The sequence below is a fragment of the Bacillus sp. BC08 genome, from assembly GCF_054326875.1.
On sequence record NZ_JBTGPA010000024.1, the window covers coordinates 14,504 to 41,402 of the forward strand.

Genomic DNA, 26,899 nt, shown 5'->3' on the forward strand with positions numbered 1-26,899 from the left:
TGGTTTTTTATTTATGTAAATTACTTTTTCACCTCTACACGATGAAAAGATTCTTCTCCATTTTAACACTTTAAATAAAACTTACATAATATTCCGTGTTTAACTAATAAAAAAAGAGAACTTTCTCTGAAAGTCCTACTACTCTAGAATAGTTTAGTTCCTATTTTGCTTTAACACAAATACTGAAAGTTCAGGTACACTCCAAAATCTAACAGGCATTCGGGTTGTCCCAATACCACGATTTACGTATAAATGTAACGGCTTATTCTTCCCATCTAATTCATACATACCTTCCACATAGCTCTCAGCTAATTTTGTAGTAATTAATGGACCTATAAAAGGAATTTGAACTTGTCCTCCGTGACTATGGCCTGACATTTGAAAATCAACTGGGTAATGAGCTACTTTGTCTACAACATCCGGCTCATGTACTAAGAGCATATTGAAATCTTGTTGTCTCAAATGTTTTAAAGTGGAGTCTATTTGCGGCTTTCCTAATAAGAAATCATCCAAACCTGATATTGTAATATATTTTCCGTTTTCTACTTTAATTTTTTGCACTTCATTTACTAACACAGAGAAACCAGCTTCCTCCATATACTTTTTATAAAATAAACTACCTCCCCCGCCTCTATCATGATTCCCAAACACTGCATATTTCCCTAAGGGCGCGTGTATTTTCTGTAAAATACCTTTCGCTTCTTCTCTTTCCGCCTTATACGATCCAAACTTATCTATTAAATCCCCTGTAAAAACTACTACATCTGGATGTAACGCATTCATCTTCTCCACCAAATTTTCTAGTTGTTTCAGTGTAAATTCTGGCCCTAAATGCACATCTGAGAATTGCAATATCTTTTTATTATTAAACTCTTTAGGAATTGTAGATGCTTCTATTTCATTCCACGTAACTGTTACTAGTTTTCGTTCAATTTCTGTCGCATAGAAATACAAACTTACTGAAATCATTACTATACTTATAAAACTGATTATAAATATTTTTATGATTGATTTTTTTTGTTCTTTTTTTACATGATGCGGATTCATGTTCTCACCTCTAGAAGTACTTTACAGCCTTATTGTTACATTAATGTGACAACACGAACAATGTTAGTTATATCCAATTCTACCCCATTCACTTTGACAAACTTATACAGAAGTCATAACATATTTTTATAATACATAGATTTTCAAAAATGTTCCTTCTATTCATTCTATCATTTTAATGAGGAGAGATTATTCATGTCTGTATTTACACCAGAAGAAATTACGGAACTTGCTGCGAATTCCGGAAGTAAAAAAGCTCATTTATCATTACTCCCTATGCTAATTCTCGGTTTTTTTGGTGGTGCTTTCATAGCATTAGGGTATTTACTCGATATCCATGTTATAGGAACAATGCCAAAATCTTGGGGATCATTTACTAGTTTTCTAGGCGCTGCTGTATTCCCTATCGGTCTTATACTCGTTATTCTTGCAGGCGGTGAACTAGTAACTGGTAACATGATGACAGTTTCTATGGCTTGGCTTCAAAAGAAAATTACTTTATTTCATTTCATACGAAATTTAGTTATTGTTACGTTTAGCAACTTCATAGGCGCTGTATTCGTTGCTTATTTTTTCGGTCATATCGTCGGATTAACAGAAGGCACTTTTTTAGCGAAAACAGTTTCTATTGCACAAGCTAAACTACAAGATACACCACTGCAAGCCTTCATTTCTGCAATCGGATGTAATTGGCTCGTTTGTTTAGCCGTTTGGCTCAGTATGGGAAGTAAAGAATTTATCGGGAAGATTATCGGTATTTGGTTCCCAGTTATGACTTTTGTTGCGATTGGCTTTCAACACGTTGTAGCCAATATGTTTGTTATCCCAGCTGCAATTTTTTCTGGCCATTTAACTTGGATTGAATATTTTCCAAACTTCATTTTTGTTTTCTTTGGAAACTTAGTAGGAGGTATGTTGTTTGTAGCATTACCTTATTTCATATCATATAATAAGAAACTCCCTTTCAGTAAAGAGCAAACCGAATTAAAGAAAAAATCTGTATCCGCTTAAATGAACTGTCTATACAGTAGCTCTAAAAAATATTACAAATTCCATTTTTTTTACGAATATATGTGCGTACACTTGTTCTCGAATGTTTTATACGTTATAATAACAACTTAAATAGCATTATTTACATATGAGGTGAAAAACATGAACAAAACAGAATTAATCAAAAACGTAGCACAAAATGCTGAGATTTCTCAAAAAGAAGCTACTGTAGTTTTACAAACTGTAGTAGAATCAATCACTAACACTTTAGCTGCTGGTGAAAAAGTACAACTTATCGGATTCGGTACATTCGAAGTTCGCGAAAGAGCTGCTCGTACAGGCCGTAACCCACAAACTGGTGAAGAAATGCAAATCGCAGCTTCTAAAGTACCTGCTTTCAAAGCTGGTAAAGAACTAAAAGAAGCTGTAAAATAATGAAAAATAGCCTTCTCATTTATGAGAGGGCTATTTTTTTCATTACATAATTAATAAAAATCTGACCATTATGCTGTTTCTTTTGTTCCTTTATGCAAATAAAACCGTTACTTTCAAAGAAAGGTTTTGCTGTAATACTCGCCTCTGTATATATCTCCCTATGCCCCACGTTTACTGCTTCTTTTTCTAACTTCTGTAGTAGGTAGGACGCTATCCCTTTTCCTTGATAATCTTTATGTGTAAATAAGCGATCTATGTAATGCTCATCATTATAATCACCAAATCCCACTATCACACCGTTATAATCCGCTACATAACTAATATTCTTCTCTAAAGACTGTAACCAGCTTTCTCTCTCTAGTCCATCTGGTGCCCATGCCTGTAGCTGTAACACGTTATAATCTTTTGCATTAATTGTATGAACTGTTTCATAAAACAACTGCAAAACTTGTTCTAAATCCTCTTTATGGAATGTTCTAATGATCGTGTCTTTTAACATATATGAACCTCCTTACTAAACTATCATTTAATTTTTCTACCATCTAGTATTCAATATTTCTGCTTTATTATAGCTTTTTTCTTTCTATATAAACAAAAAAACAATACTTATTTCAAGGTATTGTTTTTTTGTTTAAAAGCATATGCAATTACTCTATAGATTTTTATTTTTTTAATTTCACTCTTTGCAGTCGTAATGCATTTAATACAACGGATACAGAACTAAATGCCATTGCAGCTCCAGCAACCCAAGGTGCTAAGAAACCGAACGCCGCAATTGGGATTCCTAGGCCGTTATAAGCTAGTGCCCAGAATAAATTTTGCTTAATATTTCTTATCGTCATCTTACTCATAAAGATTGCATCCGCAATACTATTTAAATCACCACGGATTAACGTAATATCTGCCGCTTCCATCGCTACATCCGTTCCGGTTCCAATTGCCATACCGATATCCGCCGTAGCCAGTGCAGGAGCATCATTTATTCCATCTCCAACCATTGCTACTTTCTTACCTTGCGCTTGCAGTTTTTTCACTTCTTCTGCTTTTCCTTCTGGCAATACTTCTGCAATTACGTGATCAATACCAACTTGCTTAGCGATTGCCTGAGCGGTTTGTGTATTATCTCCTGTAATCATAACAACGTCTAGACCCATTTTCTTAAGTCTTGCAATAGCTGCTTTTGAAGTATCTTTTACAGTATCCGCAACGGCAACTATACCAGCATACTCCTTATCTATTGCTATTAACATTGCTGTTTTTCCTTCTCGTTCTAGCGCTTCCATCGATTTAGAAACTTCTTCAATATCAATATCGAATTTCTTCATTAATCTACGTGTACCAATTAATAATTGTTTCCCTTCTACAACTGATTCGATACCGAATCCAGGAATTGCTTCAAACGTTTCTGAACTTGGGATATCAATTTTCTTTTCTTTAATTCCTTCTACAATTGCTTCTGCAAGTGGGTGTTCAGAATTTTTTTCTGCCGCACCTACTAAACGTAGTATTTCTTCTTCATGGAATCCATCTGCTACCATTACATCTGTTAACACCGGCTTCCCATTTGTTACAGTACCTGTTTTATCTAGAATAACTGTATCTAATCGGTGTGTTGCTTCTAAATGCTCCCCGCCTTTAAATAAAATGCCATACTCAGCCGATCTTCCTGATCCCGCCATAATAGATGTAGGCGTTGCAAGACCTAATGCGCACGGACAAGCGATAACAAGTACGGCTATCATTTTCTCAAGTGCTCCGCCAAAATCACCAGGTGTAACAAATAGCATCCACACTGCAAATGTGATAATAGCAATCACAACTACAACCGGTACGAAAATACCTGAAATTTGATCTGCTACCCTTTGAATAGGCGCTTTTGAACCTTGAGCCTCTTCTACTACTTTAATAATTTGAGCTAATGCAGTATCTCTTCCTACCTTAGTTGCTTTCACTTTTAAAAAGCCATTTTTATTTATTGTAGAACCGATTACTACATCCCCAATTGTTTTATCAACCGGGATACTCTCGCCTGTTAACATCGATTCATCTATTGCTGACTTTCCTTCTACAATTTCCCCATCTACCGGGATTTTTTCCCCTGGCTTCACATAAACGATATCACCAGCTACCACTTCTTCAATTAAAATTTTTATTTCTGTTCCATCTCGTACAACAGTAGCGGTTTTCGCCTGTAACCCCATTAATTTTTTAATTGCTTCTGACGAGCGTCCTTTTGCTTTCGCCTCAAATAATTTACCTAAAATAATTAATGTAATAAGTACTGCACTCGTTTCAAAATACAAGTCTGTCATATGTTCCGAAGAACCAATCGACCTAATACTTAAATACACACTGTAGAAATATGCCGCAGACGTTCCAAGTGCAACGAGAACATCCATATTGGCGCTTTTATTACGTAACGCTTTATAAGCCCCAACATAAAACTGCCCACCAATGATAAACTGAACTGGAGTTGCAAGAGCTAGTTGCACCCAAGGGTTCATAAGCATATCAGGTAAATAAATAAACGATGTAAATGAGAAATGACTTACCATTGCCCACAATAACGGAAATGATAAAATAAACGAAATGATAAATTTCTTCTTTTGTCGCTCAATTTCTTGTAAGCGATGATCAGTTGATCCATTTTGCTCATCTGATTTCACTTCTAATTTATATCCTAATTTCGTAATTGCACTCTTCATTTCATTTACATTAATTTCATCAGGATTAAAATCTACTGTAGCTGATTCTAAAGCAAAATTCACTGTCGCTCCGTTCACACCTTCTAACTTATTTAAACGTTTTTCTACTCTATTGGCACATGCTGCGCATGTCATCCCTGAAACAGTAAACTCAGCTTTATCACTGACAATTCCATAACCTAACGATTCAACTTTTTGCTTAAATTGTTGCGGATTTGTTTTTTGGGGATCATACATTATTTTTGTTTTTTCAAGTGCAAAATTTACATTTGCATCATGAACACCTTCTACTTTTTTCAGACCTTTTTCAATTCTATTCGCACATGCCGCACATGTCATTCCTGATATTTGAAGATTGGCCTCTTTTTGTTCATTCATGTCTCTCACCTCTATATACCCTGACAAGGTATAATTATTAACAAAATAAATCGTACTTCCTATAAAGTACGATTTATTTCCATATCTAAAAATAATTATTGAACATCGTATCCTTGATCTTCAATTACAGCAACGATATCTTTTAACGTTACAACTGATGAGTCGATAGTAACTTCAACAGTTCCTTCTGCTAATTGAACTTTCACTTGTTCAACACCGTTTAGTTCTTTCACACTGCTTTCAATTGAATTTACACAATGTCCACAAGACATACCTTCAACTTGTAATGTTAACTGTTCCATTTAAAATCCTCCTCTTGTTTCTTCATTGTTTGTTAATCACAACCTCATCTTACCATACCCCCCTAAGGTAATCAATGGTTTTGTATCATGATTTTTCAATTATTTTCTAAAAGTTTATTTTACACACATTTTTTCACACCAATACCCCAAAATCCTATATGAAGGTAAACAAAAAACAAGCCAGTTACATACTAGCTTGTTTTTACGCTTTTGAAAAACGTTCAAATACTGTCATTAATTCTTCAATTGCTTCGTCACCATTGCCATCTTTAATAGCACCTGAAACACAATGACTTGTATGGTTTTTTAATACACCCATTCCTACTTTTTTCATCGCTGCATTAATCGCTGAAATTTGCACTAAAATATCCACGCAATAACGATCATTTTCAATCATATTTTGAATACCGCGGACTTGTCCTTCAATTCTCTTTAATCTATTTATAATTTGTTCTTTTTCTTTTTCTGATCTATGTGTTACCGCTTCATGCTCTTTATGATCCATATTATCACCTTCTTAAAGTTTCTCTTCATCCAATAAAACAATTGCTTTTACGAGTATACCAATTATAGCACTAATTATCTACGTATGATACCCCATAAGAGTATATTTCCACTCTATGCTTATTCTTAACAATTTATTAGCTTCTCAGTCTAGATTTTCATGATACCCTATCCTTTTTCAAAAAAACATTACATTCTCCATCAAAACTCAATAAAGTAAAATTCTTAATCACTTTTGTGCTATGTTCTTCAACTAAAGCCTCCATTCGTGTACATTCCCTAACAATTTCTCGTTACAAATATAAAAGGGCTACCTTAGTAGCCCTTAATAAAATAATTAATTTTCACCAGTTTTAAAATACTAAGTTGTAAAGAGCGCAATTCCTTAGTTTTCAAAGTTATTCTTTTACAGGTATAACAGCACCGTTATATTCCTTATTAATAAAATCTTCAATTTCTTTCGAATGCAATACTTCTACAAGTGCTTTAATTTCTTTCTTATCTTTGTCACCTTTACGAACTGCAACTACGTTTACATATGGAGAATCCTTACCTTCAATCGCAATTGCATCTTTTCTTGGATTTAATTTTGCATCAATTGCATAGTTAGCATTAATTAAAATAGCATCCCCTTCTTTATTTTTATACATTTGCGTTAATAAACCAGGCTCAATATCTGTTTTGAATTTCAAATTTTTCGGATTTTCTGCAATATCTTTTACGGTTGCTTTTACAGGATCTATACCATCTTTAATTTTTACAATGCCTTCTTTTTGTAAAATCGCTAAACCACGTCCATGATCAGTAATTGCATTACTCATAATAATTGTTGCACCATCTGGAAGCTCTTTTAGATTTTTATATTTTTGAGAATATAAACCGATTGGTTCAATGTGTATTTTTCCAGCTACTTCAAAATCATATTTTTTGTCTTTCATTTCTTTCTCTAAGAATGGAATACCTTGGAAATAATTTGCATCTAAATCTTCATTCGCCAATGATTTATTTGGTAATACGTAGTCTTGGAATTTTTTAATTTCTAGTTCTACACCTTTTTTCTCAAGTAATGGTTTTGCTTTTTCCAAAATTACTGCATGAGGTACATTAGAAGCACCAACAACAAGCTTATCTTCACTTTTTCCTCCACAAGCAGTTAAACCAAAAATTGCCGTTGTAATAAGTCCTGATAGTAATAGTTTTTTCATGTTGTAAACACCCTTCTTCTTTTATGTATTTATTTATTAATTCACGCTGTAACAAATCAATAATCCATTTTATTAGAACAACACTAGGACATGCACAAATTAGTTCATCGATTTTCACATCGTTATTCCTTCTAAACACGGACTGTATAAATCGCTCTATTTCCCCTCAGAATAGTCTTACAACAAAAAAACCTTTCTGCCCTTAGAATGAGCAGAAAGGTTTGTATGCATATATCGATACTATCCCTTTCTCTCATCTCTCAAAGCATTTGCTTTGCAGGAATTAGCACCATTTCAATGTAAAAATTGATGGTTGCTGGGTTTCACAGGGCACAGTCCCTCCACCTCTCTGGATAAGAGAAATCAGATTTAATTTTCATCTGATTCAAAATCTATTAAATTTTTCATATTTTATGAATTGAATTCTATCAACATAAAATCGTTATGTCAATAAACATTTATGAAAAAACAAAACTTCAATATACTATGTTAATAGTTGTGTGGCATTACCCCTAGAAATTCATCAATTAAAACCACTTATTTTATCCTTAGATTCATTGTTATACAGTAGCGCGGTAATATCTTGCACGACTTAAAACAAATACTGGCACCTAGTCATCACCTATCGATTTATACTTTGTAACTCTTTAATAAAGCAATCAAACCCTGCTCTACCCTCTTTATTCACCTTATAAACACCAGCATCTTCTAAGACGCGTTCAAATTTCTTTGCAACTTCAATTTGAAGAAATCTTTTAATGTTGTCTTCTGTATATCCCCCCTGGGCTTTTAATTCATCTGCCCATTTTTGATGAATTTTAGGAACATTCCCCCCCTTATCTAACAAATACAGCTCCACTTCATAAAGCTCCACAATCAAACGTGGGGGGAGAATTGCTAAGCCCATAACTTCAATAAGTCCTATATTTTCTTTTTTAATATGTTGTACATCTGGATGTGGATGAAAAATTCCATCAGGGTATTCTTCACTCACATTATTATCACGAAGTACAAGGTCAATTTCGTACTTTTCTTTACGTCGCCGTACAATTGGTGTAATTGTATGATGTTTTGTACCATCTTTTGATTGCGCACGAATTTGTAAGGATTCATCTGAATAGTTCTTCCAACTTTCATGGATATAGGTGCTGGCATTAATTAGTTCGTCTTTATTTAGGGAAGAAAGACGAATCACACTCATTGGCCAGTTGACGATACCACAAGAAGTATTTGGATAGGCAGGTAATTCAAATGTTTTAAGAACGTTAGCCTTTGCCATTGGAAAGTTATGGCGTCCAGATTGATAATGATCATGACTTAAAATAGACCCTCCTACAATAGGTAAATCCGCATTTGAACCAATAAAGTAGTGTGGCATTATTTCTACAAAACTAAACAAACGAGAAAATGCCTCACGAGAAATTTTCATTGGACGATGCTTTTTAGATAGTACGATGGAGTGTTCGTTAAAGTAGGCATATGGTGAATATTGAAACCCCCACTCTTCTCCATCTAGCTCAATATTAATGATTCGGTGATTGCTTCTACCTGGATGGTTCAAGCGACCAAAATAGCCTTCATTTTCAATACAAAGTAAACATTTTGGATAATTACCCTTCGGTGTATTTCTAGCTGCCATGATCTCTTTGGGGTCTTTCTCTGGTTTGGATAAATTTATAGTAATCTCCAGTTCGCCATATTTTGATTCTGCTACATATTGAATATTTTTTTCCATTGCACGTGTCTTTATGTAATCATTTCGTTTACTAAGTTCAAAGAAATAATCCGTTGCTTGTTTAGGACTTGTACGATATGCCTTCTGAAAATTCGCATTAACCTTAGATGGAAGTGGCGTAATCACATCCATTAAAAGCGCTTCAAACATTTCACAATTAACTTGATTTTTAGAGATTTTTAGATTTTCCATCGCTTTATTTATCAGTGTATTTAACAGCACGTGCGGGTCCATTTCGACTACACTATTAATCTCACCCATGTCCGATTCGCCAATCAAACGTAATAGTTGATTGTGCGTATAAATTCGGTCACTTTCTTCAATGGCTCCATTATCAATTGCAAGTGTAGTAAAATCATAAATTGCTTGGCTTGTTTCCATCTTTTTCACCCCATTCATTATCCGATTGCTGTAGTTCCACTACCAATGTGTGCTACATAAAAGACAGGCGCATATCCTACAACTTTAAGATATTCCTCATAAACATTGTTTTTAAAAGCATGGATTTTACTTTCTTTTACTAATGCGATAGCGCATCCACCAAACCCAGCCCCAGTCATACGTGCCCCAAGTACACCCTCTTGTTTTTGTGCAGTGGCTACCAATGTATCTAATTCCAGCCCAGTAACTTCATAATCATCTCTTAAAGATGCATGAGAAGCGTTCAATAGCTTTCCGAATTCTTCTAAATCATTTGCAGTAAGAGCTTCTTTTGCTTTTTTTGTACGCTCATTTTCATAAACTGCATGCTTGGCGCGTTTCATTAAGATTTCATTCCCAATAAGATTTTGATTTGCATCAAATTCTGCTTTGCTTAGTTCTCCAAGTGCCCTAATTTCCAACTTTGTTTGGAGACATGCGAGTGCTTCTTCACATTCAGCACGACGTTCATTATATTTTGAATCTGCTAGTTCTCGGCGCTTATTCGTATTCATAATTACAATCGCATAGTCATTCAAAACCACTGGTACCATTTCATACTCTAACGTATTAGTATCTAGAAGAATTGCTTTGTCTTCTTCACCAAATCCAATGGCAAACTGATCCATGATGCCAGAGTTCACACCAATAAATTCATTCTCAACTTTTTTACCCATTTTCACTAATTCAAGTCGCGTCACATCTAAGTTGAACAGGCCTTCTAATACTACGCCTACAAGTAATTCAAGTGAAGCACTACTTGAAAGGCCCGCTCCATTTGGAATCGTCCCTTCAACTAATAATTCAAAACCAGAGTCTATTTTATACCCTGCTTCTTTCAGCGTTAAAATAACTCCTTTTACATAGTTCGCCCAATTATCGTTTTTATCGTAATTTAATTCATTCACAGTAAAGCTAATTACTCCAAGTTCCTCAAAGTTCGTTGAATAAACTAATACTCTATCATCCTCACGACGCCTGGCCACTCCATAAGTCCCATATGTAATAGAAGCTGGGAATACATAACCACCATTGTAGTCTGTATGTTCCCCTATTAAGTTGATACGTCCTGGAGAAAAATATTGATTTGTTTCTTGATTTCCAAATATCTCAGCAAATTTAAAAGTTAGCTCACGTTTCTTTTCCATAAATATAAACCTCCCTTTTGCATTCGTTTTAAATATAGGAGCCATTCGATTATTCATTCGACCACTTCTAACCGTTCAACATCATTTCTAGACACAACATCGTATTTTAAATAAGTTCCGATTGCAGTATCTAATCCTTCTATACATGTTTCATATTTAAAGAAACTATTAAAAATTATGCCCTCAAATAATATGAAATTCTGTTACCGTTTGATAAGTTGAATCCGCCCTAAGAACCATATCCCCAAAATCAGAAAACTGTTCAGCACCTGGACAAACCTGTGTTTCAAAAGTAATTCCGCCATGGTTTGCAAGTTGCTTACCATGCATGAGTGGAGTATTCTTACCAAAATTTGCTGTAAAGATGACGACACTGGGCTCTTTTGTAGCTATTTCAATAGAAACCACTTCATCCGGGCTAGTGAGTTTCACTGAACTATGCGATAGTTCAGGTCGATTCAAGAAGAATGGGTGATCAATTCCATCCACTAATTCTTTTTGAACAAAATTACTACTGAAAGTTTCTTTGAGTTTAACTGGCTTTCTAAAATCAAATGCAGTCCCTTCTACAGGCAACTTCACACCAATTGGAACACTTTCCAAATCTAATGGTGCAAATCTATCACTATCCACCCACAATTTATGTTCATTTACGGATTGTGCTACATCACCAGTTAAATTGAAGTACACATGATTTGTTGGATTGAATAAGGTATCTTTGTCACTTGTCGCTCTAGTTTCTACTTTCCAAACATTAGTGTTAGTCAAGGTATAACGTATCTCAATATCAAGGTTCCCCGGAAAACCATTTTCACCATGCGGGCTCAACATATGAAATATCACTGAGGTCTCATCATTATTCTCGACAACACAATATTGCCACTTTTTACTTTCAAATCCTGGAGTACCGCCATGTAAAGTGTTCCCGGTTTTCTCATCAACTTGTACTCTATAGATTTCCCCATCTATTTGAAAAGTTCCATTTCGAATTCGTCCAGCTACACGTCCGATTGAGGCACCAATATATAAATCTTTTTCTAGATATTCCTTTGCCGTATCAAAACCAAGTATAAGCTCACGTAAGCCATTCGTTGTCGGTACCTTTAAACTCGTAATACGAGCTCCTAGGTCTGAAAATGTCAATTGCAGGCCGTACAGATTGGTAATAGTAATACTCGTATAACCAGCACCGAAATCTTTTGTTGTAATATTCATTTCAGGTATCACCCTCCTTTATTTAGAATGAAAATGAGCCAGTGCAGCACTAGAATTAACATCTTCCATTGCTTGCTCATGATGAATTAGCTTCACTTCTAGTTCTTTGACAATTTATACATGGGTTTTCTCTGTCAATATAACCTTCCATGCAAAAATAATAGCGGAAAAATCATGAGTACTGCTGGAAGATAAAACGCATAAAGATGGAATATTGAAGCACCATGATCAGTAATATCTGCTGCTGTAGCATTACCAGTCATCCCAGAAATAACAGCTACAAACCCAACGATTCAGTTTGATAAAGCTCCAGCAATTTTATCGAGTAATGGACGAATTAATAATGTCACAGCTTCATTTCGAGTGCCATTTTTCCATTGTCCATATTCAACTGAGTTGGTAAAATTCCCGTCCTCTTAGTTTTAATAATGAAAGAAAACGTTTTCGATTTTATGTATATAAAATTACAAATTACATTAATCTTCCTATGATTTTCTTTTTCATGTATAGTTTAACAAGAAAGCGTTTTCTATTTTATATCCTTTTGTGACCTTAATTTAACCTTTTGTTGCATTTCTTTCTTCAAATGGCGTATTGGTTATAGTAATCTCGAAGAAGGGAGAGACACATGGAACAAGCAGTATTTATAAAAAAAGAACACCATCACTTCTCGAGCGAACTTTATTTTGATTTTTGTGGTTTTTCAAAAACACTACCTTTTCATGCATTTGGTCCTGCTGTACGTAACAGCTATATTATTCATGTCGTGTTGGATGGAAAAGGAAAGTACTATGTAAAAGATAAAAAATATTCATTAAAGAAAGGTGATCTTTTTCTTATTCCCCCAGGAGAGTCTACCTTTTATCGTTCAGATGCTGAGGAACCATGGTTGTATGCATGGCTTTCATTTGGTGGGAAGGTTGCAGAAGAAATTATTAACTTTTCAAATTTAAAAGGTGATAACTATACTGTTACCTCAACTAATATTCAACAATATTTGGAGATTATCTTGGAGTGTATGAATTGCTCCTACAGTACATTAGAAGATGAATTAAAGTTAAATGAGCTAACCTATCGTTTTTTAAGATTACTCCTTACAGATGGTGGTTCAATCTCAACAGGAGTAAAACAAAAGGTTTCACGACTCGCAATTGAAGCAATGATATATATTGGAGAACACTATATAGAGGAGATTACCGTAAGTGATGTAGCCAATCACCTCGCAGTCAATCGAAGCCATCTTTCTCGGGTATTTCAAAATCATTTTGGGATGAGCATGAAGGACTGGATTATAAGGATGCGCATTAATCACGCAGCGTATTTACTTTCAATGACTAATGAATCGGTAGAAAATATATCTTATCAGGTGGGTTTTCATAGTTTAGCAGCCTTTAGTCGCATATTTAAAAAGGTGACTAAGGAAACACCTACGCACTACCGAAAACGTATGTCGAAAGATGATTTTCAATCCATTTCTTTATCAAGTTTGAAGTTATTACTTGGGAAACAAGAAATTATTTCACAGGCCACCTAAGAAAATGAAATAAATTTTGTTAAGGTACAAAAATTTCTTCATAAAAGTTCCGAACTACACGTTTAATGATTATAAGAATAAATTTTTAAAACTCCAAAACAAGCTACGTATTTTGCAGACATAAATAAAAGTCAAGGCTATCAAAATAGCTCTTGACTTTTATTTATGTTTTAGATGAATGCCATTACACAATCTACACATCAAAATGTAATTTATAACCTTTACTGTTCAAAATACACTTGAGAACTTTTCCCACTTTTATCCGAACTATCCATTTCTATTATCCAAGAATTTGCATCTTCCTTAACAGTTATCTCAACGTCCTTTTCTGCTACCTTGTAACCTATTTTTTTAGGTACAGTAAAGATTACTTTAGCTTGCTCTTTCATTGGATCAGCCACCACTACTTTTATGCCACTACCTTCATAGTTTATTGCAATTGCCCCCCTAGTTTTAGCCTCTACTTCATTCACCTTCCCTATCTCATAAAAATTCCCCATCCATATATCATCAGCATCATCATAAATCACTTGCTGCGTTGGTGTATTAGAAAGTATCGATACATCTATTTCTTTTGCGTAAGTAGATGTATCTTCTTGATTCTTACCAGGAAGAATTACATATACATACTCTCCACCTGATGGCGATTTCCCATGAGGTATTGATAGTGTTGCAAACATGTTACTTACCTGATTACTCGATCCCCCTTTATTTACATCAGACCACTTTCCACTTCGCTCTTTCTTTTCAGCATATATAGTTTCAGATTGAGGAAACACATAACCAATATCAGACTGATTGTTTTTTCCTTTAAGGTGGGCCCAAGAAGCCCCCTTAAATAGGGTACCTTGATCAAGAGCTACTTCTGTACCCTCCACTTCCAAAAGATTTGAACCATCTTTTTCTAATCTTCTACTCTCGACTATTGTCTCTGTATCAACATTCTCTTTTGAATTAATACCTGCAGCCATTGCTACAATTTTATCTTTAAGAAAGAACCAAGATTTTTTTGCTTCTAATGAACTTCCAGTAACATTTTGCATGGTGTAATACATGCTAGCTGAACCAATCTGTCCATCCGAAACGCCTCCTGACCACGACTTAGGGTTATTATAATTTTTCCAATCAATTAAATTTCCTAATTTATGGTCTGTTGTTGTGCCAGGAAGTCTTGTCATATCTATAGTTGCCCAATAATCATTGTCGTATTGGCCAATATCATTGTTATACAAATACAACATCCCTGTTCCCATGTAAAATCCCTTCATATTTTCCCCATTCCCATATTCAAAAGAACTAATTTGTTTACCAAATAAACTCAATCCAGCTGCAAAGTCTTTCTTTTGATGGGTCATCTGATTCATCGTACTTAACATATGATTTGTATCTCTCACACCAAAATCTGGTTTAATTGAACTATCACTCATTAAACGTTGAAATGTTTGTGTTTTATGAATGGATAACCCATTATAATAACTTTCCTGATTGTTATGTTGAAATATGGCTTCTTTTACATAACGAGCATATTTTTCTCGATATGATAAGTCTTGATTTTGTGAACTAATTACAAGTATTTCATAAAGAATATTTCTCCCTACAATACTAGAGGAGGAAATTTGTCTAGACATGCCTCGGCCACGCGTCATGTCAAATATTTCACCTTGTTTCATAACTGGTAAATAGGTAGTTTCAATATACGTATAAAGTTTTTTAATTCCTTGTACATTTGTCAGTCTGTCTGTTCCACTAAACAATTCATGGATATCAGCACTTCTCGCAAGTAACACTTCCCCATACCCACCAGTATACGGATTATATGTGTGTTGTATAAATGATCCATCTTTATAAAACCCATCACCATTTTGAACTATTTTATACACATCATTTGTCGCATCTATTCCTAGTTGAATTTTATCACTATTATTGTTCAGACTACCTCTCACCATGACTATGAAACTTTTATCTAATAAATTAGCTCCAGTTTCTTTAATTCCATTTAACCTTTTTGTTGGATCCGGTACAAAACGATCAACTGCCATTATATATTTGCTTAGCTCCACTTCAGTTAAATCATCACACATTAATATCAAAATATTATTGAATGACTGCGGTATTCCAATCTCCCAATCCCACCAATTTCCATATATATTTTTAATTTTTTCATTATACATTTGATCATTGAAGTATTTTATTGCATACATAATGTCTTTTTGTAATGTATTTTGTTGATAATATATCGAATTAGGTGTTTGATAAAGTACCGCCATTTTCTCAATATTTTTCACTGTTTCTGTGATTTGTGCAGAATTCTGCTTCCATTCTTGAAGATTCTTAAATAAAAAAGAATTCTCGTTATCTTTGTTTAGATTGCTTAACACATTATCTTGTAAATCCTTTTCTTTATCCAAAACGATGTTTTTTAAAATTTCATCTTCATTTAAAAAAGGTTCACCAACAAGTACCTTTTTCCAATTTGATATCATTTTAGCACTTTCTTCTGTTTCTGCGACTGCATTTAAACTGAAGGACTCCATAACAAAACTTAAAACAAATATACATAATATTATCCTTTTCATGAAACCGTTCTCCTTTATCACTTTAGTAATGAATCATCCATTCATTCCGTGTTTAGAGATTTCATTTCAAATAATACCCCTTTAAAAAGTTTGTATATTATGAAAAACAAGCCTATGAATCAGCTAAAAACGTAATAATCTACATTGTTTTTTAAACTGTACGCTTTACCTAATTCCTTCATCAAAGCTGCCCATTATAACGCTAAAAAATATCTAACAAAATACTAGAAATGCTTATTTTATATCTAAATAAATTGGATTTTCTCTTAAATACAGTTCTTCCTCATAATTCCCTTCCGTTTCAAAGACAATCAACTTGTTTTCCCCCTTTATTAATAAAGGAGCTGGGATATATAAATAACCCGTTGGACCTACATCCCAATACTTTCCTAAATTAAAACCATTTAAAACAACAAATCCTTTTCCCAACTTACTACAATCTAAAAATGTATCTTTTAATTCTTGTACATTAAATGAGTACTCATAAAAACTAGGTGTATTAGGTTCCCATTGACCGTTGAAATCAATCTCATCAAGACTATCAAATTCTAATGCATAATGTTCCCAGTTTGATTGTAAATGTATATCAATCATTACACCTGAGGAGATACCTTTTCGTTGCGTAGGAGACAACAACCGTGCCCCATAATTAACACGTCCCATATTTTCTACTAAAATATCCAGCGTATTTTCTTCCTTAGTTAAATCTAACGATACTTCTCTACCAATCTCATCCCTATATTGGGTGTCTACTAATTGTTCATTAAGGAACACATGAACACGATCTCTAGCATCTATTACCTTACATTTTTCTATATTTTTTGGTCCTTTTAAAAATGTTCGATATAAAATATACCCATACTGCTGATCAATATCTTCCATTGTTAATGTATAAGAATTGTCTCTCTTCTTCCCTATTTTCTCTAAAGTTGAAAACAGTGATACCTTACGATTCAATTTAATATCCCCATAATTTGCACGTGGTAAAATACGCGGTTCAAATTGTTCTCTATCTGGGCAAACTTCTTTAATAGCTCTCTGAACAGCATAATATTTTGGCGTTGGTTCTCCCCATTCTGTCAGTAATGCGTCATAATCATATGAAGTAATTTGTGGTAAATCCACATTTTCCCTCGATGAACAACCATTCATAAACCCAAAATTAGTACCACCTTGAAACATGTAGAAATTAATACTAGCCCTTTTCAATAGTTCCTTGACTTCTGCTGCTAATTCACTACCATCACGTCGAATAATTTCCATACCCCATCGGTTAAACCAGCCATCCCAAAATTCCATACACATTAATGGCCATTCTTTTTTATTATCTTTAATAAAACTTTCAAGCTCATTTAAGTTTTCATTAGAGCGTGAGCCGAAATTACCCGTTACTAAAACATCGTCATCAATCAGGCTCCCTGATTCTAAAGCCTCTTGCCATGCACCATCTGAAGTGAAAAGTGGAACCGTTACACCTAAATTTCTCATTATTTTTTTTATATTTCTTACATACTCTTTGTCATTTCCAAATGAGCCATATTCATTTTCTACTTGCATCATAATAATCGGTCCACCATTTTCTACCTGTAATGGGGTTACCATTGGTAGAAGAACTTTATAAAAGTTTTCCACTTTATTTAGAAACAAGTTAGTATTACTTCGAACTCGTATATTTTTATATTTTAGTAACCAAGCAGGTAATCCACCGAATTCCCATTCTGCACAAATATATGGAGTAGGACGTAAAATAACCATTAATCCATATTTTTGAGCCAATTGTACATATTTCACCAGGTCTGCCATACCTTCAAAATTAAATACCCCTTCTTTTGGTTCGTGCATATTCCACGGAACATACGTCTCTACTGTATTACACCCTAGTGCCTTCAAGTTATAAAGACTATGATCCCAATATTGTGGAACAATCCTGAAATAGTGAAGAGCACCTGATATAATCTTTATAGGCTCACCATCTAGCATAAAATCTTTCCCAATTTCAAATGATTTCATAGTTTATCCTCCATTATTTCAAATGATGATACCTTACTTTATTAACATTTATATACTTACCAATATGTTGCCCACGTTGGGTTAAACATGCGATACAACGCCTCAAAGTAAAAATAATCACCCCATAAATTAGGTTCATCAATTCCTTTTCCTTCTGCATATGCATAAACACCATGTAGTAAGATGCCTTCATTATCCTCATCATTTTTTATCGTGCACTGTTCCCTAAGTACTTGAATCATTCCGCGAGCAATGGATGCAGATCCCTCATACATATTACTTGTTTGAGCTTCAAGCAAACCACATGCGGCAATTGCCATTGCAGAACTATCTAACGGCTGATTATCCTCATCTGTAAAAGTAAGATCCCAATAGGGAACCAAACCATTTGATAATTTACTAATAAAATAATTGGTGATTTTTTCATATTGTTTTCGATCAACATGATTTAGCATATAATTAAACCCCATAGGTAAACCTAGCACGGCCCATGCTTGCCCACGCGCCCAACAAGAAGAATTAGTATATCCTTGGTGGGTAGCCCCGTATGAAGCTTCTCCTGTAATAGGGTCAAAATAAAATGTATGATACGTGGACGCGTTTTCTCTTATAATAGTTTTCGTTACTTGTTGAAAATGTTGTTCTGCTATATGTTTATAACATTGATCACCTGTCAATTTCGTTGCCATAAACAATAAAGGCAGGTTTAATAATGAGTCAATAATCAAACGGTATTCATCAGGATCATCAAGTTTTCCCCAAGCCTGAATAAAATTCCCTTTGTCATGAAAACGACTTATTAGTTTATCGGCAGCTTGAATAATAATTGGAGTAAAAGATTCATCTAATGTCACCTTATAACCAGCAACAACTGATAAACTATATAAAAATCCTAGGTCATGATGATCTACAACAAAATTTTTATCTAGTCTATCTTTAAAACTTTCAATGTTTTTTAGTGCTATTGATTTAAAAATATCTTTTTTCGAATATTCATAGGCAATCCATAGCATCCCTGTCCAAAATCCATTCGTCCAATCATCATTTTCCTTTATTCTATATTTTCCATTTGTTGCACAGGCAGATGGATAACTAGTCCCAAAACGTTCTATGTTCTTTTCTAGCTTTTCGCATATCCAATCTAATTCTGCTTTTATACTATTCCGATCTAATGCCTTTCCTTTTTCTTTAAATAGCTCTATATTTTTCGATAGTATAGACATGCTAGTCTCCTCCCTAACAATTCAATCTCTACATTTAAACTCTCTTATCCTTTTAACCTCACTATATGAAAACATCACTCATTTTTCATAAAACGAGTGATGTTTTTAGTTTTTATTAACCCTTACATATTATTCAATTTAAAAATCCTTCAATACTTGCATCAGATTCTTCTGGAACCATCTGCGCAGTAACTTTTACACCTTGTCTTAATAACTGTTGAACAGCAACTTTTTCATCTTCCGTCATACTAATTGATTTTTTAATTTGAGTTGTTCCTGGACGATTAGACATATTACCAATGTTTACCTCTTCCAATGCTAATCCACCATTCATTAGTTGCGCTAAAATTTCAGGAGTCTTCACAATTAATAACACTCTTTGCCCTTTATAATTCCCATTCTTCACATTATTAAGGCCTTTTTCAAAGGTTAAAATGGACGTATTAACACCAGCTGGTGCTGCCATTCTTAAAATTGATTTCTCATCATCATTAACAGCAACTTTATCATCGATAATCATAATACGATTTACTCTTAAACCTGTTGCCCATCTTGTTGCAACTTGTCCATGAATAAGTCTATCATCAACTCTAATATGTACGATTCCTTCCATTACTAAACACTCCCCTTAAACGAAAATTTTTAAATTATAAGCAATAATTCCTATAAAAATTAATAAAAAGATAACACGAGTAGAATTCATTTTCTTTCTACCTAATAACCAATATGTTAAAAATACTACAAGAGCTGGTGCTAAACCAGGCATAATTTGATTAGCAAGATCCTGTAACTTTAAAGTGACTTCACCTTTGGTAAACTCATAACCAAAATTGGCCTTAACTACTGAAGGAATCAATGCTCCTACAACGGTGATCCCCAGAATATTTGCTGATTGAGTTATTTTTTTCAAACGATTCCCTAACTCACCGACAAGTTTTGCTCCTTCTTTATAACCTGTCCATACAAAGAATCTCATAAACCCTAATCTGACACATCCAAATAAGATCCATAAAATCAGAGCAATTGGATTTCCCTCTAGTGCTAAATAAGACGCAATGGAGCCAACAATAGTGGTCGGAATTACAAAGAATAAAGTATCGCCTATTCCTGCTAGCGGTCCCATTAATCCTGTTTTAAGCGACGCTACTGTATCAATGGACTCAATTCCCTTCTCTTTTTCTAAGGCTACATCTAAACCTAGAATAACGGGAGCTGTAGAATTATTCGTGTTAAAAAACTGCAATTGATTTATTGCTGCTCTCTTTCTTTCTTCTTCCTCACTATATATGCTTTCTAACAATGGATAAATGCTGTAGTAATAGCCTAAACCTTGCATCTTTTCATAGTTCCATCCTGTTTGACCGAAGAAATACCAACGCCAAAATACTTTGTTTACATCTTTATCTACTATATTTTTACTCATCTCCCATTCCCCCATCATTAGTTGCATAATCGTTCTCTTTCATAAAGGTTTGGAAATAAATTATTGCCATCGCTAAGCCGATTAAAGCAACGCCTAGTACAGGTACTTTTAAATAAGCCGCTAAGAAGAAACCAATAATCAAAAAGGCGATATTTTGTTTTATAGGTAAATATTTCAATAAAATTGCAATACCTAATGCAGGAAGCAATCCCCCAGCTACTTGCAAACCACCCATAAGCCACTTAGGAATATTATCTACAATAGCTTGGACAAATTTGGCACCAAACACTAAAGCTAGAAATACAGGTATCATTCTTGATAAGGACGTTGGGACAATTCCCCATAGATTCATATAGGATGCCTTTTTAAATTTCCCTTCTGCTACTAATTTTTCAGCTTTATGCTGGAAAAAAGTATTCGTAAAACGAGCCAGAACATCTAATTGCACCATTAGTAGTCCAATCGGGATTGCTAGTGTCGCTCCAAATTTAGCATCTTGCCCACTCATAACTGTAAAAGCTGTTCCCAATAGCGCACCTGTCATATAATCTGGTATAGATGCCCCTCCAAAGTTGCCAACACCTAAAACCAATAAGTTTAAAGTGCCTCCTACAATTAACCCCGTTTGAATGTCACCTAAAATTAGCCCCGCGAAAAAACCTGCCATTGTTGGCTTTACAAAACCAAATGTAGTATTGTTCCCATCATAAATAGCGAATCCAGAATATAATGTTATTAAAACAATTTGCCACCATTCAACGCTTACCATTGGCTATTCTCCTCTCTATTCATCTAAAGCATCTACACTACCAATCTCCATTTCTGGTATATCAATTCCATTTTTTGCGCCGTCTATTAATTCTTTGGACAGCTCTTCTAATGATTTTTCTTGATTACAATATATCGCTTCTATAACAATCGGTAAGTTTACACCACTGATTATACTAATACACTGATTTAACTTTAATTTTGATGCCCAAAATACAGCTTGATTAAAGGGTGTTCCCCCTTTAAGATCGGCAAAAATAAGCAACTTATTTGACTCATTTTCACTCCATCTCCCCAAAAATTCTTGTAGTTGATCACTAAAATAAGTAATCCCATTCTCTTCAGTTAATTCAAGAGCGTGTAGGTTTTTTTGCTCCCCTAAAATCATTTGTGTCGCTTTCTTCAACCCACTTGCAACACCAGCATGTGAAAGAATCAGTATATCCATAAATAACTTCCCTTCTAATCAACTAGTATTTTTTCAAATTCAGCACTCGTGATAAAGTAATTCTATCCCTTATACTTATCAATATATACAATTTACCGGCTCTACCAAACAAAATGTATACCCTTTCATAAAGGTTCACACCTTATGTTCAGATGTTTTTAACAACCAAAGTGTTCTTGAATTGACAAATAAATATTTGCTATAAGGCTTAAACTAATTAACGCACTAACCATCCACCATCAACAGCTAGAATGTGGCCTGTTACATAATCTGACGCTTTACTTGATAAAAATACGGCCGTACCCATTAAATCGAAAGGTACTCCCCATCTTTCAGCTGGGATACGATCTAAAATTTCTTTATTCCGTTGTTCATCCGCACGAATTGGGGCAGTATTAGCTGTTGCTATATAGCCAGGAGCAATCGCATTTACTTGAATATTATATTTACTTAATTCGTTAGCAAATGCTTTCGTTAATCCTGCCACCCCATGTTTGCTAGCAGTATAAGAAGGTACAAATTTTCCTCCTTGGAAAGACAACATAGAAGCAATATTAATGATTTTTCCACTCTTTTGCTCTGCCATAACACGAGCTACAGCTTGACTTAGTAAATAAACAGTATTCAAGTTAATGCTCATTACGGCATTCCAATCTTCCTTCTTATATTCAAGCAATGGTGCACGACGAATTGTGCCTGCATTATTAATTAAAATATCAATTTTCCCGAAATTATCTAAACAACCTTGTACCACTTTTTCTGCTGCATCATCTTGTGTTAAATCTACTTGAATGAATTCTACTCGTTGTCCACATTCCTCAATTAATTGACGAGTTTCATCCCAATTGTCACCAGATGCTGCAATATACAAATCTGCCCCAGCTTTCGCTAATGCTACTGCATATCCTTGACCTAATCCTGTATTTCCCCCAGTAACAATAGCTACCTTCCCTTTTAAACTAAAGAAATCCATTGAAAATCCATTTAAGTTCATGTTCTAGTCCTCCTTTAATTGTATCAATCCTACTATTTCAACTGATCCATCTCGACCATGTCCATATCACTATACGTAATGTTTTCTCCACACATTGCCCAAATAAATGTATAGTCACTTGTACCAACACCAGAATGAATTGACCAACTTGGAGAAATTGTCGCCTGCTCATTTTTCATTACCAAATGTTTAGTTTCATCAGGTTTACCCATAAAATGGAACACTCTTGTATCCGGTTTCATATCAAAATATAAGTACGTTTCCATGCGACGTTCATGCGTATGGCAAGGCATGGTATTCCAACTGCTTCCTGGTTCTAAGATGGTATATCCCATCTGTAGTTGACAACTTTCACAAACATTCGGATGAATATATTGATAGATTTTTCGCTTATTTAACGTTGCAGAGTCCCCTGTTTCCATAGGATTAATTTCATCAATGCTTATACGTACATTTCGATATTTATGATGTGCAGGCACTGAAACACAATAGAATTTCGCAGGATTAGACGGATCTTCTGACTTAAAGACCACTTCCTTTGTTTCTTTTCCAATATAGTACCCATCTTGTTTTTTCATACTTTCTTCTATCCCGTCAATTATGATAGATCCTGGTCCACCAATATTTATAACACCTAATTCACGGCGTTCTAAAAAATATGAAACTCCCAATTCAGTAGACAACTCAATACTCAAAGGTTTTTCAGTTGGCGTTACTCCCCCGAAAATCATTCGATCATTATGTGTATATGTAAGAATAACTTCTCCCGGTGCAAAGTTTCGCTCTACTAAAAACTCCTGTCTTAGTTGATCTGTAGAATAATGACGAATATCCATTGGACTATGTGTATAACGTGTTTCCATAATATACATTCTCCTATCATTTTTTAGTATTTTATCTAATAATATTTCCCGACTCATTTCTCATAAACTCTTCTACTTCCAAGATAGAAAACTGATTACAATCACCATGAATCGTATGCTTTAAACTAGATGCTGCAGTAGCGAATGAAACTGTATAATCCAGATCCTTTTCTTCTAATAATCCGTGTAAAATTCCAGCAACAAAAGCATCTCCTCCACCAACACGATCCACAATAGGGTTAATGTTGTACACCTTCGAGGTATACAGACAATGATTTTTCCATAATGTTCCCTGAAGATCATTCGAACTTGCAGAATGAACATCCCTTAATGTAGAATAAAAGACTTCAATATTAGGGTGTTTCTTATGCATTTGCTCATAATAATATTCTAAATCTAATTGTTTCGTCTTATTTTCAGGAATTCCGATTAAATAGAGAGCATCCATTTTCCCTGCAGAACAGTAATCTACATAAGGTAAAATTTTATTCATTGTTCTCGATGCGCGTTCATAGTCCCATAAATTAGATCGATAATTAATATCAAAACTCACCTTAATTTGACGCTTTTTGGCCTCTTTGATTAACCCTAGAATGAGATCAATCATTGAATCTGATAAAGCAAGGCTAATTCCTGAAACATGAAATAATGATACATTTTTGAATAAATGATCTATATTCCACTCCACATTTTTTATCTGTGCAAAACTAGAATGTTTTCGGTCATACAAAACAAATGAAGCCCTTTTGCCTATCCCCCTTTCCAGATAGTACGTTCCTAAACGTAAACCACCTTTCAGTAAGTTACTGGTATCCACCCCATAATTTTGTAAATGCTGTTGAACAGCTTTACCTAATAAATTTGAAGGTACCTTACTAGCAAAAGAAACTTGGTGGTTAAAATTCGCTAAATTAATTGCTACATTAGCCTCACTACCACCATAATGCGCGTTAAAAGAATTAGCTTCAGTTATTCTAGTTCCTTCATTAGTGGATAAACGAAGCATAATCTCACCTAGCGTTAAAATTCGCCCCATAATTAGGCACCCTTTCTGATTTCTGCCAACTTATCTATATACTCTCTTGCAAGTTCTGAGACTTTAGCATAATCCCCATTTTGAGCAGGAGCTAGTAAATCTCCTCCCACACCTATAGCTACACATCCACGTTCAAACCATTGATGCATATTCTCAATATTTATCCCTCCAGTAGGCATAATATTAACTTGTGGCAGGGGACCCTTCACTGCATTTATAAAGCTTGGATTGTACGAACTTCCTGGAAATAATTTTATAATGTCGACTCCCGCTTTTAATGCTGTACTTATTTCCGTAATTGTCATACAACCAGGTAAATATGGAACTTGATAAAGATTACAAATCTCTGCTGTTTCTTTATCAAACGCTGGACTAACAATATACTCAGCTCCTGCCAAAATGGCTATACGAGCCGTTATCGCATCAAGCACAGTCCCTGCACCAATCACCAAATCTTCACAATCACTATGTATTTCCCTGATTTTACGAACGACCTCTTCAGCTTGCGGTACTGAAAAGGTTACTTCAATACCAGTAATCCCTCCATCAATAACCGCCTCAGTAACTTTAAGAGCCTCTTCTTTTGTATGCGCTCTCAAAACAGCGATTACGCCACTCTTATTCAGTTTATTTAATACAGTTACCCTTTTCATAAAGTGCCTCCATTTTTAAGAGCTCACACTCTTAATTTCTTATTTGGAAATCATTTTTCCTTAAAAGAAATTTATAAATAGATTATATGAATTATTTAGCAGGATTACAAGATTTTTTTTTGATATTTAGTGAAAATTTTTTGAACATTATTTATTATTTTTCTAACATAGAAATCCATTATTCAGCCATAGTTCTTACTGAACTCACAAGTCGGTTCCAATTCTTTTGCTTCTAAAAATAAAAAAGAGCTCTAGCAGTGAAAAATCACCACTAAAGCTCCTCAATATGAAACCCCCTATATAAACGCATGCAATTGTTCAAGTTCTTTGAGAATACTTTGTTTTGTTTCTAGTATCAACTGAATCATTTTTTTCTTCAGGTCTTCTGTAACACGATACTTGGGCATACTCACGCTAAATGCACCATATGTTTGCCCATTTAAAGTTAACGAAACTCCTATACAATATACTTCCTCTTCATATTCAGCATCATCAATCGCAAAACCCATTTGCTCTATCTTTTTTAAAGTTTCCTTTAAAACATGAGGATCAACTATAGTATTTTCATTAACCGGATTCAATTCTACCCTTGTTAAATAGCTTTCTAAATCTTGTTGAGAAAATTCTGCAAGTACAGCCTTCCCCATTGCTGAACAATACAAAGGAATACTCATTCCAATTCGTGAACTCATACGAATTATCGGTCTCTCTGGCTCTAATTTATTAATATAAAAAATTTTATCTTCTTCTAATATTCCTAAATGAACAGTTTCATCTAAACTACTTTGTAACTTTTTTAAATATGGAAATGTGATTTTGGTAATATCTAAATTCGCAAGATACTGATTTGCATAGTAAATTAAAGCGGTTCCTAAACCAAATCTTTTAGTTTCAGGATATTTTTTTGCATAGCCTATTATAACTAACGTTTCTAATATCTTTAATGTTGTTGAACTTGTCATTCCTGTTTCTTGCGCAATCACATTTAAAGGCTGTGGTTTTTTACTTTCAGATAAAAAATCTAAAATTTTTGAAGCTTTTATTAAAACTGTACCATATGGTTGTTTTTCTTTTGTCATACCGCCTCATCCTTTAATAATCATTATCTACGGCCTTATTCTCCAATAAAAAGAATAAAACTTACTATCTTAAAGAAATTGTACTATAAAACAATTATATAAGAAAGCGAGGTACACTCCATATTAATTAATACTGCATATAACTTTAACATCTATTCTAACGGTGAATGACTTACTACAATGCGCCTCAGCATACGTTTCTCACTGT

24 protein-coding genes and 1 riboswitch are annotated in these 26,899 nt (G+C 34.3%); of the genes, 3 read left to right on the top strand and 21 right to left on the bottom strand.

Annotated features, from left to right (window positions below; genetic code table 11):
* Positions 1-153: 153 nt before the first annotated feature.
* The gene (locus ACXVYO_RS05740) at positions 154-1,047 is read right to left on the bottom strand and encodes a metallophosphoesterase (RefSeq protein WP_458466263.1); all 894 of its coding nucleotides are present in this window, start codon (positions 1,045-1,047) and stop codon (positions 154-156) included.
* 195 nt (positions 1,048-1,242) lie between these two features.
* Here ACXVYO_RS05740 and ACXVYO_RS05745 point away from each other — a divergent pair, with 195 nt between their 5' ends.
* Both ACXVYO_RS05745 and ACXVYO_RS05750 read left to right on the top strand, forming a co-directional pair.
* Entirely contained in the window at positions 1,243-2,058 is an 816-nt protein-coding gene (locus tag ACXVYO_RS05745; RefSeq protein ID WP_458466264.1) for a formate/nitrite transporter family protein, read from the top strand.
* A 141-nt stretch (positions 2,059-2,199) separates the two neighbouring features.
* The gene (locus ACXVYO_RS05750; RefSeq protein ID WP_001043902.1) at positions 2,200-2,472 is read left to right on the top strand and encodes an HU family DNA-binding protein; all 273 of its coding nucleotides are present in this window, start codon (positions 2,200-2,202) and stop codon (positions 2,470-2,472) included.
* Between the two features lie 19 nt (positions 2,473-2,491).
* Here the strand turns inward: ACXVYO_RS05750 and ACXVYO_RS05755 are convergent, their stop codons facing one another.
* The 8 genes from ACXVYO_RS05755 to ACXVYO_RS05790 all read right to left on the bottom strand — a co-directional run bounded on the left by ACXVYO_RS05755 (position 2,492) and on the right by ACXVYO_RS05790 (position 12,084).
* The gene (locus ACXVYO_RS05755; protein ID WP_458466265.1) at positions 2,492-2,971 is read right to left on the bottom strand and encodes a GNAT family N-acetyltransferase; all 480 of its coding nucleotides are present in this window, start codon (positions 2,969-2,971) and stop codon (positions 2,492-2,494) included.
* A 163-nt stretch (positions 2,972-3,134) separates the two neighbouring features.
* Positions 3,135-5,555 (bottom strand): heavy metal translocating P-type ATPase, encoded by a 2,421-nt coding sequence (locus ACXVYO_RS05760; protein ID WP_458466267.1) that lies wholly within the window; start codon positions 5,553-5,555, stop codon positions 3,135-3,137.
* 95 nt (positions 5,556-5,650) lie between these two features.
* Positions 5,651-5,857, bottom strand: a complete 207-nt coding sequence (gene copZ, locus ACXVYO_RS05765) for a copper chaperone CopZ (protein WP_000436980.1) — start codon at positions 5,855-5,857, stop codon at positions 5,651-5,653.
* Between the two features lie 202 nt (positions 5,858-6,059).
* Positions 6,060-6,362 (bottom strand): metal-sensing transcriptional repressor, encoded by a 303-nt coding sequence (locus ACXVYO_RS05770; RefSeq protein ID WP_000349636.1) that lies wholly within the window; start codon positions 6,360-6,362, stop codon positions 6,060-6,062.
* Positions 6,363-6,759: 397 nt separating this feature from the next.
* Positions 6,760-7,566: a methionine ABC transporter substrate-binding lipoprotein MetQ gene (gene metQ, locus ACXVYO_RS05775; protein WP_458466268.1), complete on the bottom strand. Its 807-nt coding sequence runs from the start codon at positions 7,564-7,566 to the stop codon at positions 6,760-6,762.
* Between the two features lie 250 nt (positions 7,567-7,816).
* Positions 7,817-7,926: riboswitch (SAM riboswitch) on the bottom strand.
* 262 nt (positions 7,927-8,188) lie between these two features.
* Entirely contained in the window at positions 8,189-9,700 is a 1,512-nt protein-coding gene (galT, locus tag ACXVYO_RS05780) for a UDP-glucose--hexose-1-phosphate uridylyltransferase (RefSeq protein ID WP_458466269.1), read from the bottom strand.
* On the bottom strand, positions 9,700-10,869 hold the full coding sequence (locus ACXVYO_RS05785) for a galactokinase (protein WP_458466270.1): 1,170 nt from the start codon (positions 10,867-10,869) through the stop codon (positions 9,700-9,702). Before ACXVYO_RS05785 ends, galT begins: the two co-directional genes overlap by 1 nt.
* A 183-nt stretch (positions 10,870-11,052) precedes the next feature.
* Positions 11,053-12,084 carry a galactose-1-epimerase gene (locus tag ACXVYO_RS05790; RefSeq protein ID WP_458466271.1) on the bottom strand — a complete coding sequence of 344 codons (1,032 nt, stop codon included), beginning with the start codon at positions 12,082-12,084 and terminating at the stop codon, positions 11,053-11,055.
* Positions 12,085-12,712: 628 nt separating this feature from the next.
* Here ACXVYO_RS05790 and ACXVYO_RS05795 point away from each other — a divergent pair.
* Complete coding sequence (locus tag ACXVYO_RS05795) at positions 12,713-13,618, top strand: AraC family transcriptional regulator (RefSeq protein WP_088028752.1); 906 nt, start codon at positions 12,713-12,715, stop codon at positions 13,616-13,618.
* A 221-nt stretch (positions 13,619-13,839) separates the two neighbouring features.
* On the opposite strand, the gene ACXVYO_RS05800 is transcribed toward ACXVYO_RS05795, so the two are convergent.
* The 12 genes from ACXVYO_RS05800 to ACXVYO_RS05855 form a co-directional block, all read right to left on the bottom strand.
* The gene (locus tag ACXVYO_RS05800) at positions 13,840-16,194 is read right to left on the bottom strand and encodes a polysaccharide lyase 8 family protein (protein ID WP_458466273.1); all 2,355 of its coding nucleotides are present in this window, start codon (positions 16,192-16,194) and stop codon (positions 13,840-13,842) included.
* Between the two features lie 234 nt (positions 16,195-16,428).
* Positions 16,429-18,204, bottom strand: coding sequence for a glycoside hydrolase family 35 protein (locus ACXVYO_RS05805; RefSeq protein WP_458466274.1), 1,776 nt, complete (start codon positions 18,202-18,204; stop codon positions 16,429-16,431).
* 56 nt (positions 18,205-18,260) lie between these two features.
* A complete protein-coding gene (locus ACXVYO_RS05810) occupies positions 18,261-19,427 on the bottom strand; it encodes a glycoside hydrolase family 88 protein (protein WP_458466275.1) in 1,167 nt (388 codons plus the stop codon).
* A 133-nt stretch (positions 19,428-19,560) separates the two neighbouring features.
* On the bottom strand, positions 19,561-20,040 hold the full coding sequence (locus ACXVYO_RS05815; protein ID WP_458466276.1) for a PTS sugar transporter subunit IIB: 480 nt from the start codon (positions 20,038-20,040) through the stop codon (positions 19,561-19,563).
* Between the two features lie 15 nt (positions 20,041-20,055).
* Positions 20,056-20,850, bottom strand: a complete 795-nt coding sequence (locus ACXVYO_RS05820; RefSeq protein WP_458466277.1) for a PTS system mannose/fructose/sorbose family transporter subunit IID — start codon at positions 20,848-20,850, stop codon at positions 20,056-20,058.
* Positions 20,843-21,619 carry a PTS mannose/fructose/sorbose/N-acetylgalactosamine transporter subunit IIC gene (locus ACXVYO_RS05825; RefSeq protein ID WP_458466278.1) on the bottom strand — a complete coding sequence of 259 codons (777 nt, stop codon included), beginning with the start codon at positions 21,617-21,619 and terminating at the stop codon, positions 20,843-20,845. The genes ACXVYO_RS05820 and ACXVYO_RS05825 overlap by 8 nt, the downstream gene beginning before the upstream one ends.
* Positions 21,620-21,634: 15 nt before the next feature.
* Complete coding sequence (locus tag ACXVYO_RS05830) at positions 21,635-22,066, bottom strand: PTS sugar transporter subunit IIA (protein ID WP_458466279.1); 432 nt, start codon at positions 22,064-22,066, stop codon at positions 21,635-21,637.
* Between the two features lie 217 nt (positions 22,067-22,283).
* On the bottom strand, positions 22,284-23,060 hold the full coding sequence (gene kduD, locus ACXVYO_RS05835) for a 2-dehydro-3-deoxy-D-gluconate 5-dehydrogenase KduD (RefSeq protein WP_458466280.1): 777 nt from the start codon (positions 23,058-23,060) through the stop codon (positions 22,284-22,286).
* A 32-nt stretch (positions 23,061-23,092) separates the two neighbouring features.
* Positions 23,093-23,923, bottom strand: coding sequence for a 5-dehydro-4-deoxy-D-glucuronate isomerase (gene kduI / locus ACXVYO_RS05840; RefSeq protein WP_088028745.1), 831 nt, complete (start codon positions 23,921-23,923; stop codon positions 23,093-23,095).
* A gap of 31 nt (positions 23,924-23,954) precedes the next feature.
* Complete coding sequence (locus tag ACXVYO_RS05845; RefSeq protein ID WP_458466281.1) at positions 23,955-24,959, bottom strand: sugar kinase; 1,005 nt, start codon at positions 24,957-24,959, stop codon at positions 23,955-23,957.
* A gap of 2 nt (positions 24,960-24,961) precedes the next feature.
* Positions 24,962-25,612: a bifunctional 4-hydroxy-2-oxoglutarate aldolase/2-dehydro-3-deoxy-phosphogluconate aldolase gene (locus ACXVYO_RS05850; RefSeq protein WP_458466282.1), complete on the bottom strand. Its 651-nt coding sequence runs from the start codon at positions 25,610-25,612 to the stop codon at positions 24,962-24,964.
* Positions 25,613-25,908: 296 nt separating this feature from the next.
* The gene (locus ACXVYO_RS05855) at positions 25,909-26,691 is read right to left on the bottom strand and encodes an IclR family transcriptional regulator (protein WP_458466283.1); all 783 of its coding nucleotides are present in this window, start codon (positions 26,689-26,691) and stop codon (positions 25,909-25,911) included.
* Between the last annotated feature and the right edge of the window lie 208 nt (positions 26,692-26,899).

Bases quoted from the DNA above. Each gene is read 5' to 3' on its own strand.
- ACXVYO_RS05805 (WP_458466274.1), bottom strand. From the start codon at position 18,204: ATGAAATCATTTGAAATTGGGAAAGATTTTATGCTAGATGGTGAGCCT.
- ACXVYO_RS05740 (WP_458466263.1), bottom strand. From the start codon at position 1,047: ATGAATCCGCATCATGTAAAAAAAGAACAAAAAAAATCAATCATAAAA.
- ACXVYO_RS05850 (WP_458466282.1), bottom strand. From the start codon at position 25,612: ATGAAAAGGGTAACTGTATTAAATAAACTGAATAAGAGTGGCGTAATC.
- ACXVYO_RS05755 (WP_458466265.1), bottom strand. From the start codon at position 2,971: ATGTTAAAAGACACGATCATTAGAACATTCCATAAAGAGGATTTAGAA.
- ACXVYO_RS05855 (WP_458466283.1), bottom strand. From the start codon at position 26,691: ATGACAAAAGAAAAACAACCATATGGTACAGTTTTAATAAAAGCTTCA.
- ACXVYO_RS05785 (WP_458466270.1), bottom strand. From the start codon at position 10,869: ATGGAAAAGAAACGTGAGCTAACTTTTAAATTTGCTGAGATATTTGGA.
- ACXVYO_RS05750 (WP_001043902.1), top strand. From the start codon at position 2,200: ATGAACAAAACAGAATTAATCAAAAACGTAGCACAAAATGCTGAGATT.
- ACXVYO_RS05820 (WP_458466277.1), bottom strand. From the start codon at position 20,850: ATGAGTAAAAATATAGTAGATAAAGATGTAAACAAAGTATTTTGGCGT.
- ACXVYO_RS05745 (WP_458466264.1), top strand. From the start codon at position 1,243: ATGTCTGTATTTACACCAGAAGAAATTACGGAACTTGCTGCGAATTCC.
- ACXVYO_RS05770 (WP_000349636.1), bottom strand. From the start codon at position 6,362: ATGGATCATAAAGAGCATGAAGCGGTAACACATAGATCAGAAAAAGAA.
- ACXVYO_RS05830 (WP_458466279.1), bottom strand. From the start codon at position 22,066: ATGGATATACTGATTCTTTCACATGCTGGTGTTGCAAGTGGGTTGAAG.
- ACXVYO_RS05845 (WP_458466281.1), bottom strand. From the start codon at position 24,959: ATGGGGCGAATTTTAACGCTAGGTGAGATTATGCTTCGTTTATCCACT.
- ACXVYO_RS05810 (WP_458466275.1), bottom strand. From the start codon at position 19,427: ATGTCTATACTATCGAAAAATATAGAGCTATTTAAAGAAAAAGGAAAG.
- ACXVYO_RS05815 (WP_458466276.1), bottom strand. From the start codon at position 20,040: ATGGAAGGAATCGTACATATTAGAGTTGATGATAGACTTATTCATGGA.
- kduI (WP_088028745.1), bottom strand. From the start codon at position 23,923: ATGGAAACACGTTATACACATAGTCCAATGGATATTCGTCATTATTCT.
- ACXVYO_RS05760 (WP_458466267.1), bottom strand. From the start codon at position 5,555: ATGAATGAACAAAAAGAGGCCAATCTTCAAATATCAGGAATGACATGT.
- ACXVYO_RS05825 (WP_458466278.1), bottom strand. From the start codon at position 21,619: ATGGTAAGCGTTGAATGGTGGCAAATTGTTTTAATAACATTATATTCT.
- kduD (WP_458466280.1), bottom strand. From the start codon at position 23,060: ATGAACTTAAATGGATTTTCAATGGATTTCTTTAGTTTAAAAGGGAAG.
- ACXVYO_RS05790 (WP_458466271.1), bottom strand. From the start codon at position 12,084: ATGAATATTACAACAAAAGATTTCGGTGCTGGTTATACGAGTATTACT.
- copZ (WP_000436980.1), bottom strand. From the start codon at position 5,857: ATGGAACAGTTAACATTACAAGTTGAAGGTATGTCTTGTGGACATTGT.
- ACXVYO_RS05800 (WP_458466273.1), bottom strand. From the start codon at position 16,194: ATGAAAAGGATAATATTATGTATATTTGTTTTAAGTTTTGTTATGGAG.
- metQ (WP_458466268.1), bottom strand. From the start codon at position 7,566: ATGAAAAAACTATTACTATCAGGACTTATTACAACGGCAATTTTTGGT.
- ACXVYO_RS05795 (WP_088028752.1), top strand. From the start codon at position 12,713: ATGGAACAAGCAGTATTTATAAAAAAAGAACACCATCACTTCTCGAGC.
- galT (WP_458466269.1), bottom strand. From the start codon at position 9,700: ATGAATGGGGTGAAAAAGATGGAAACAAGCCAAGCAATTTATGATTTT.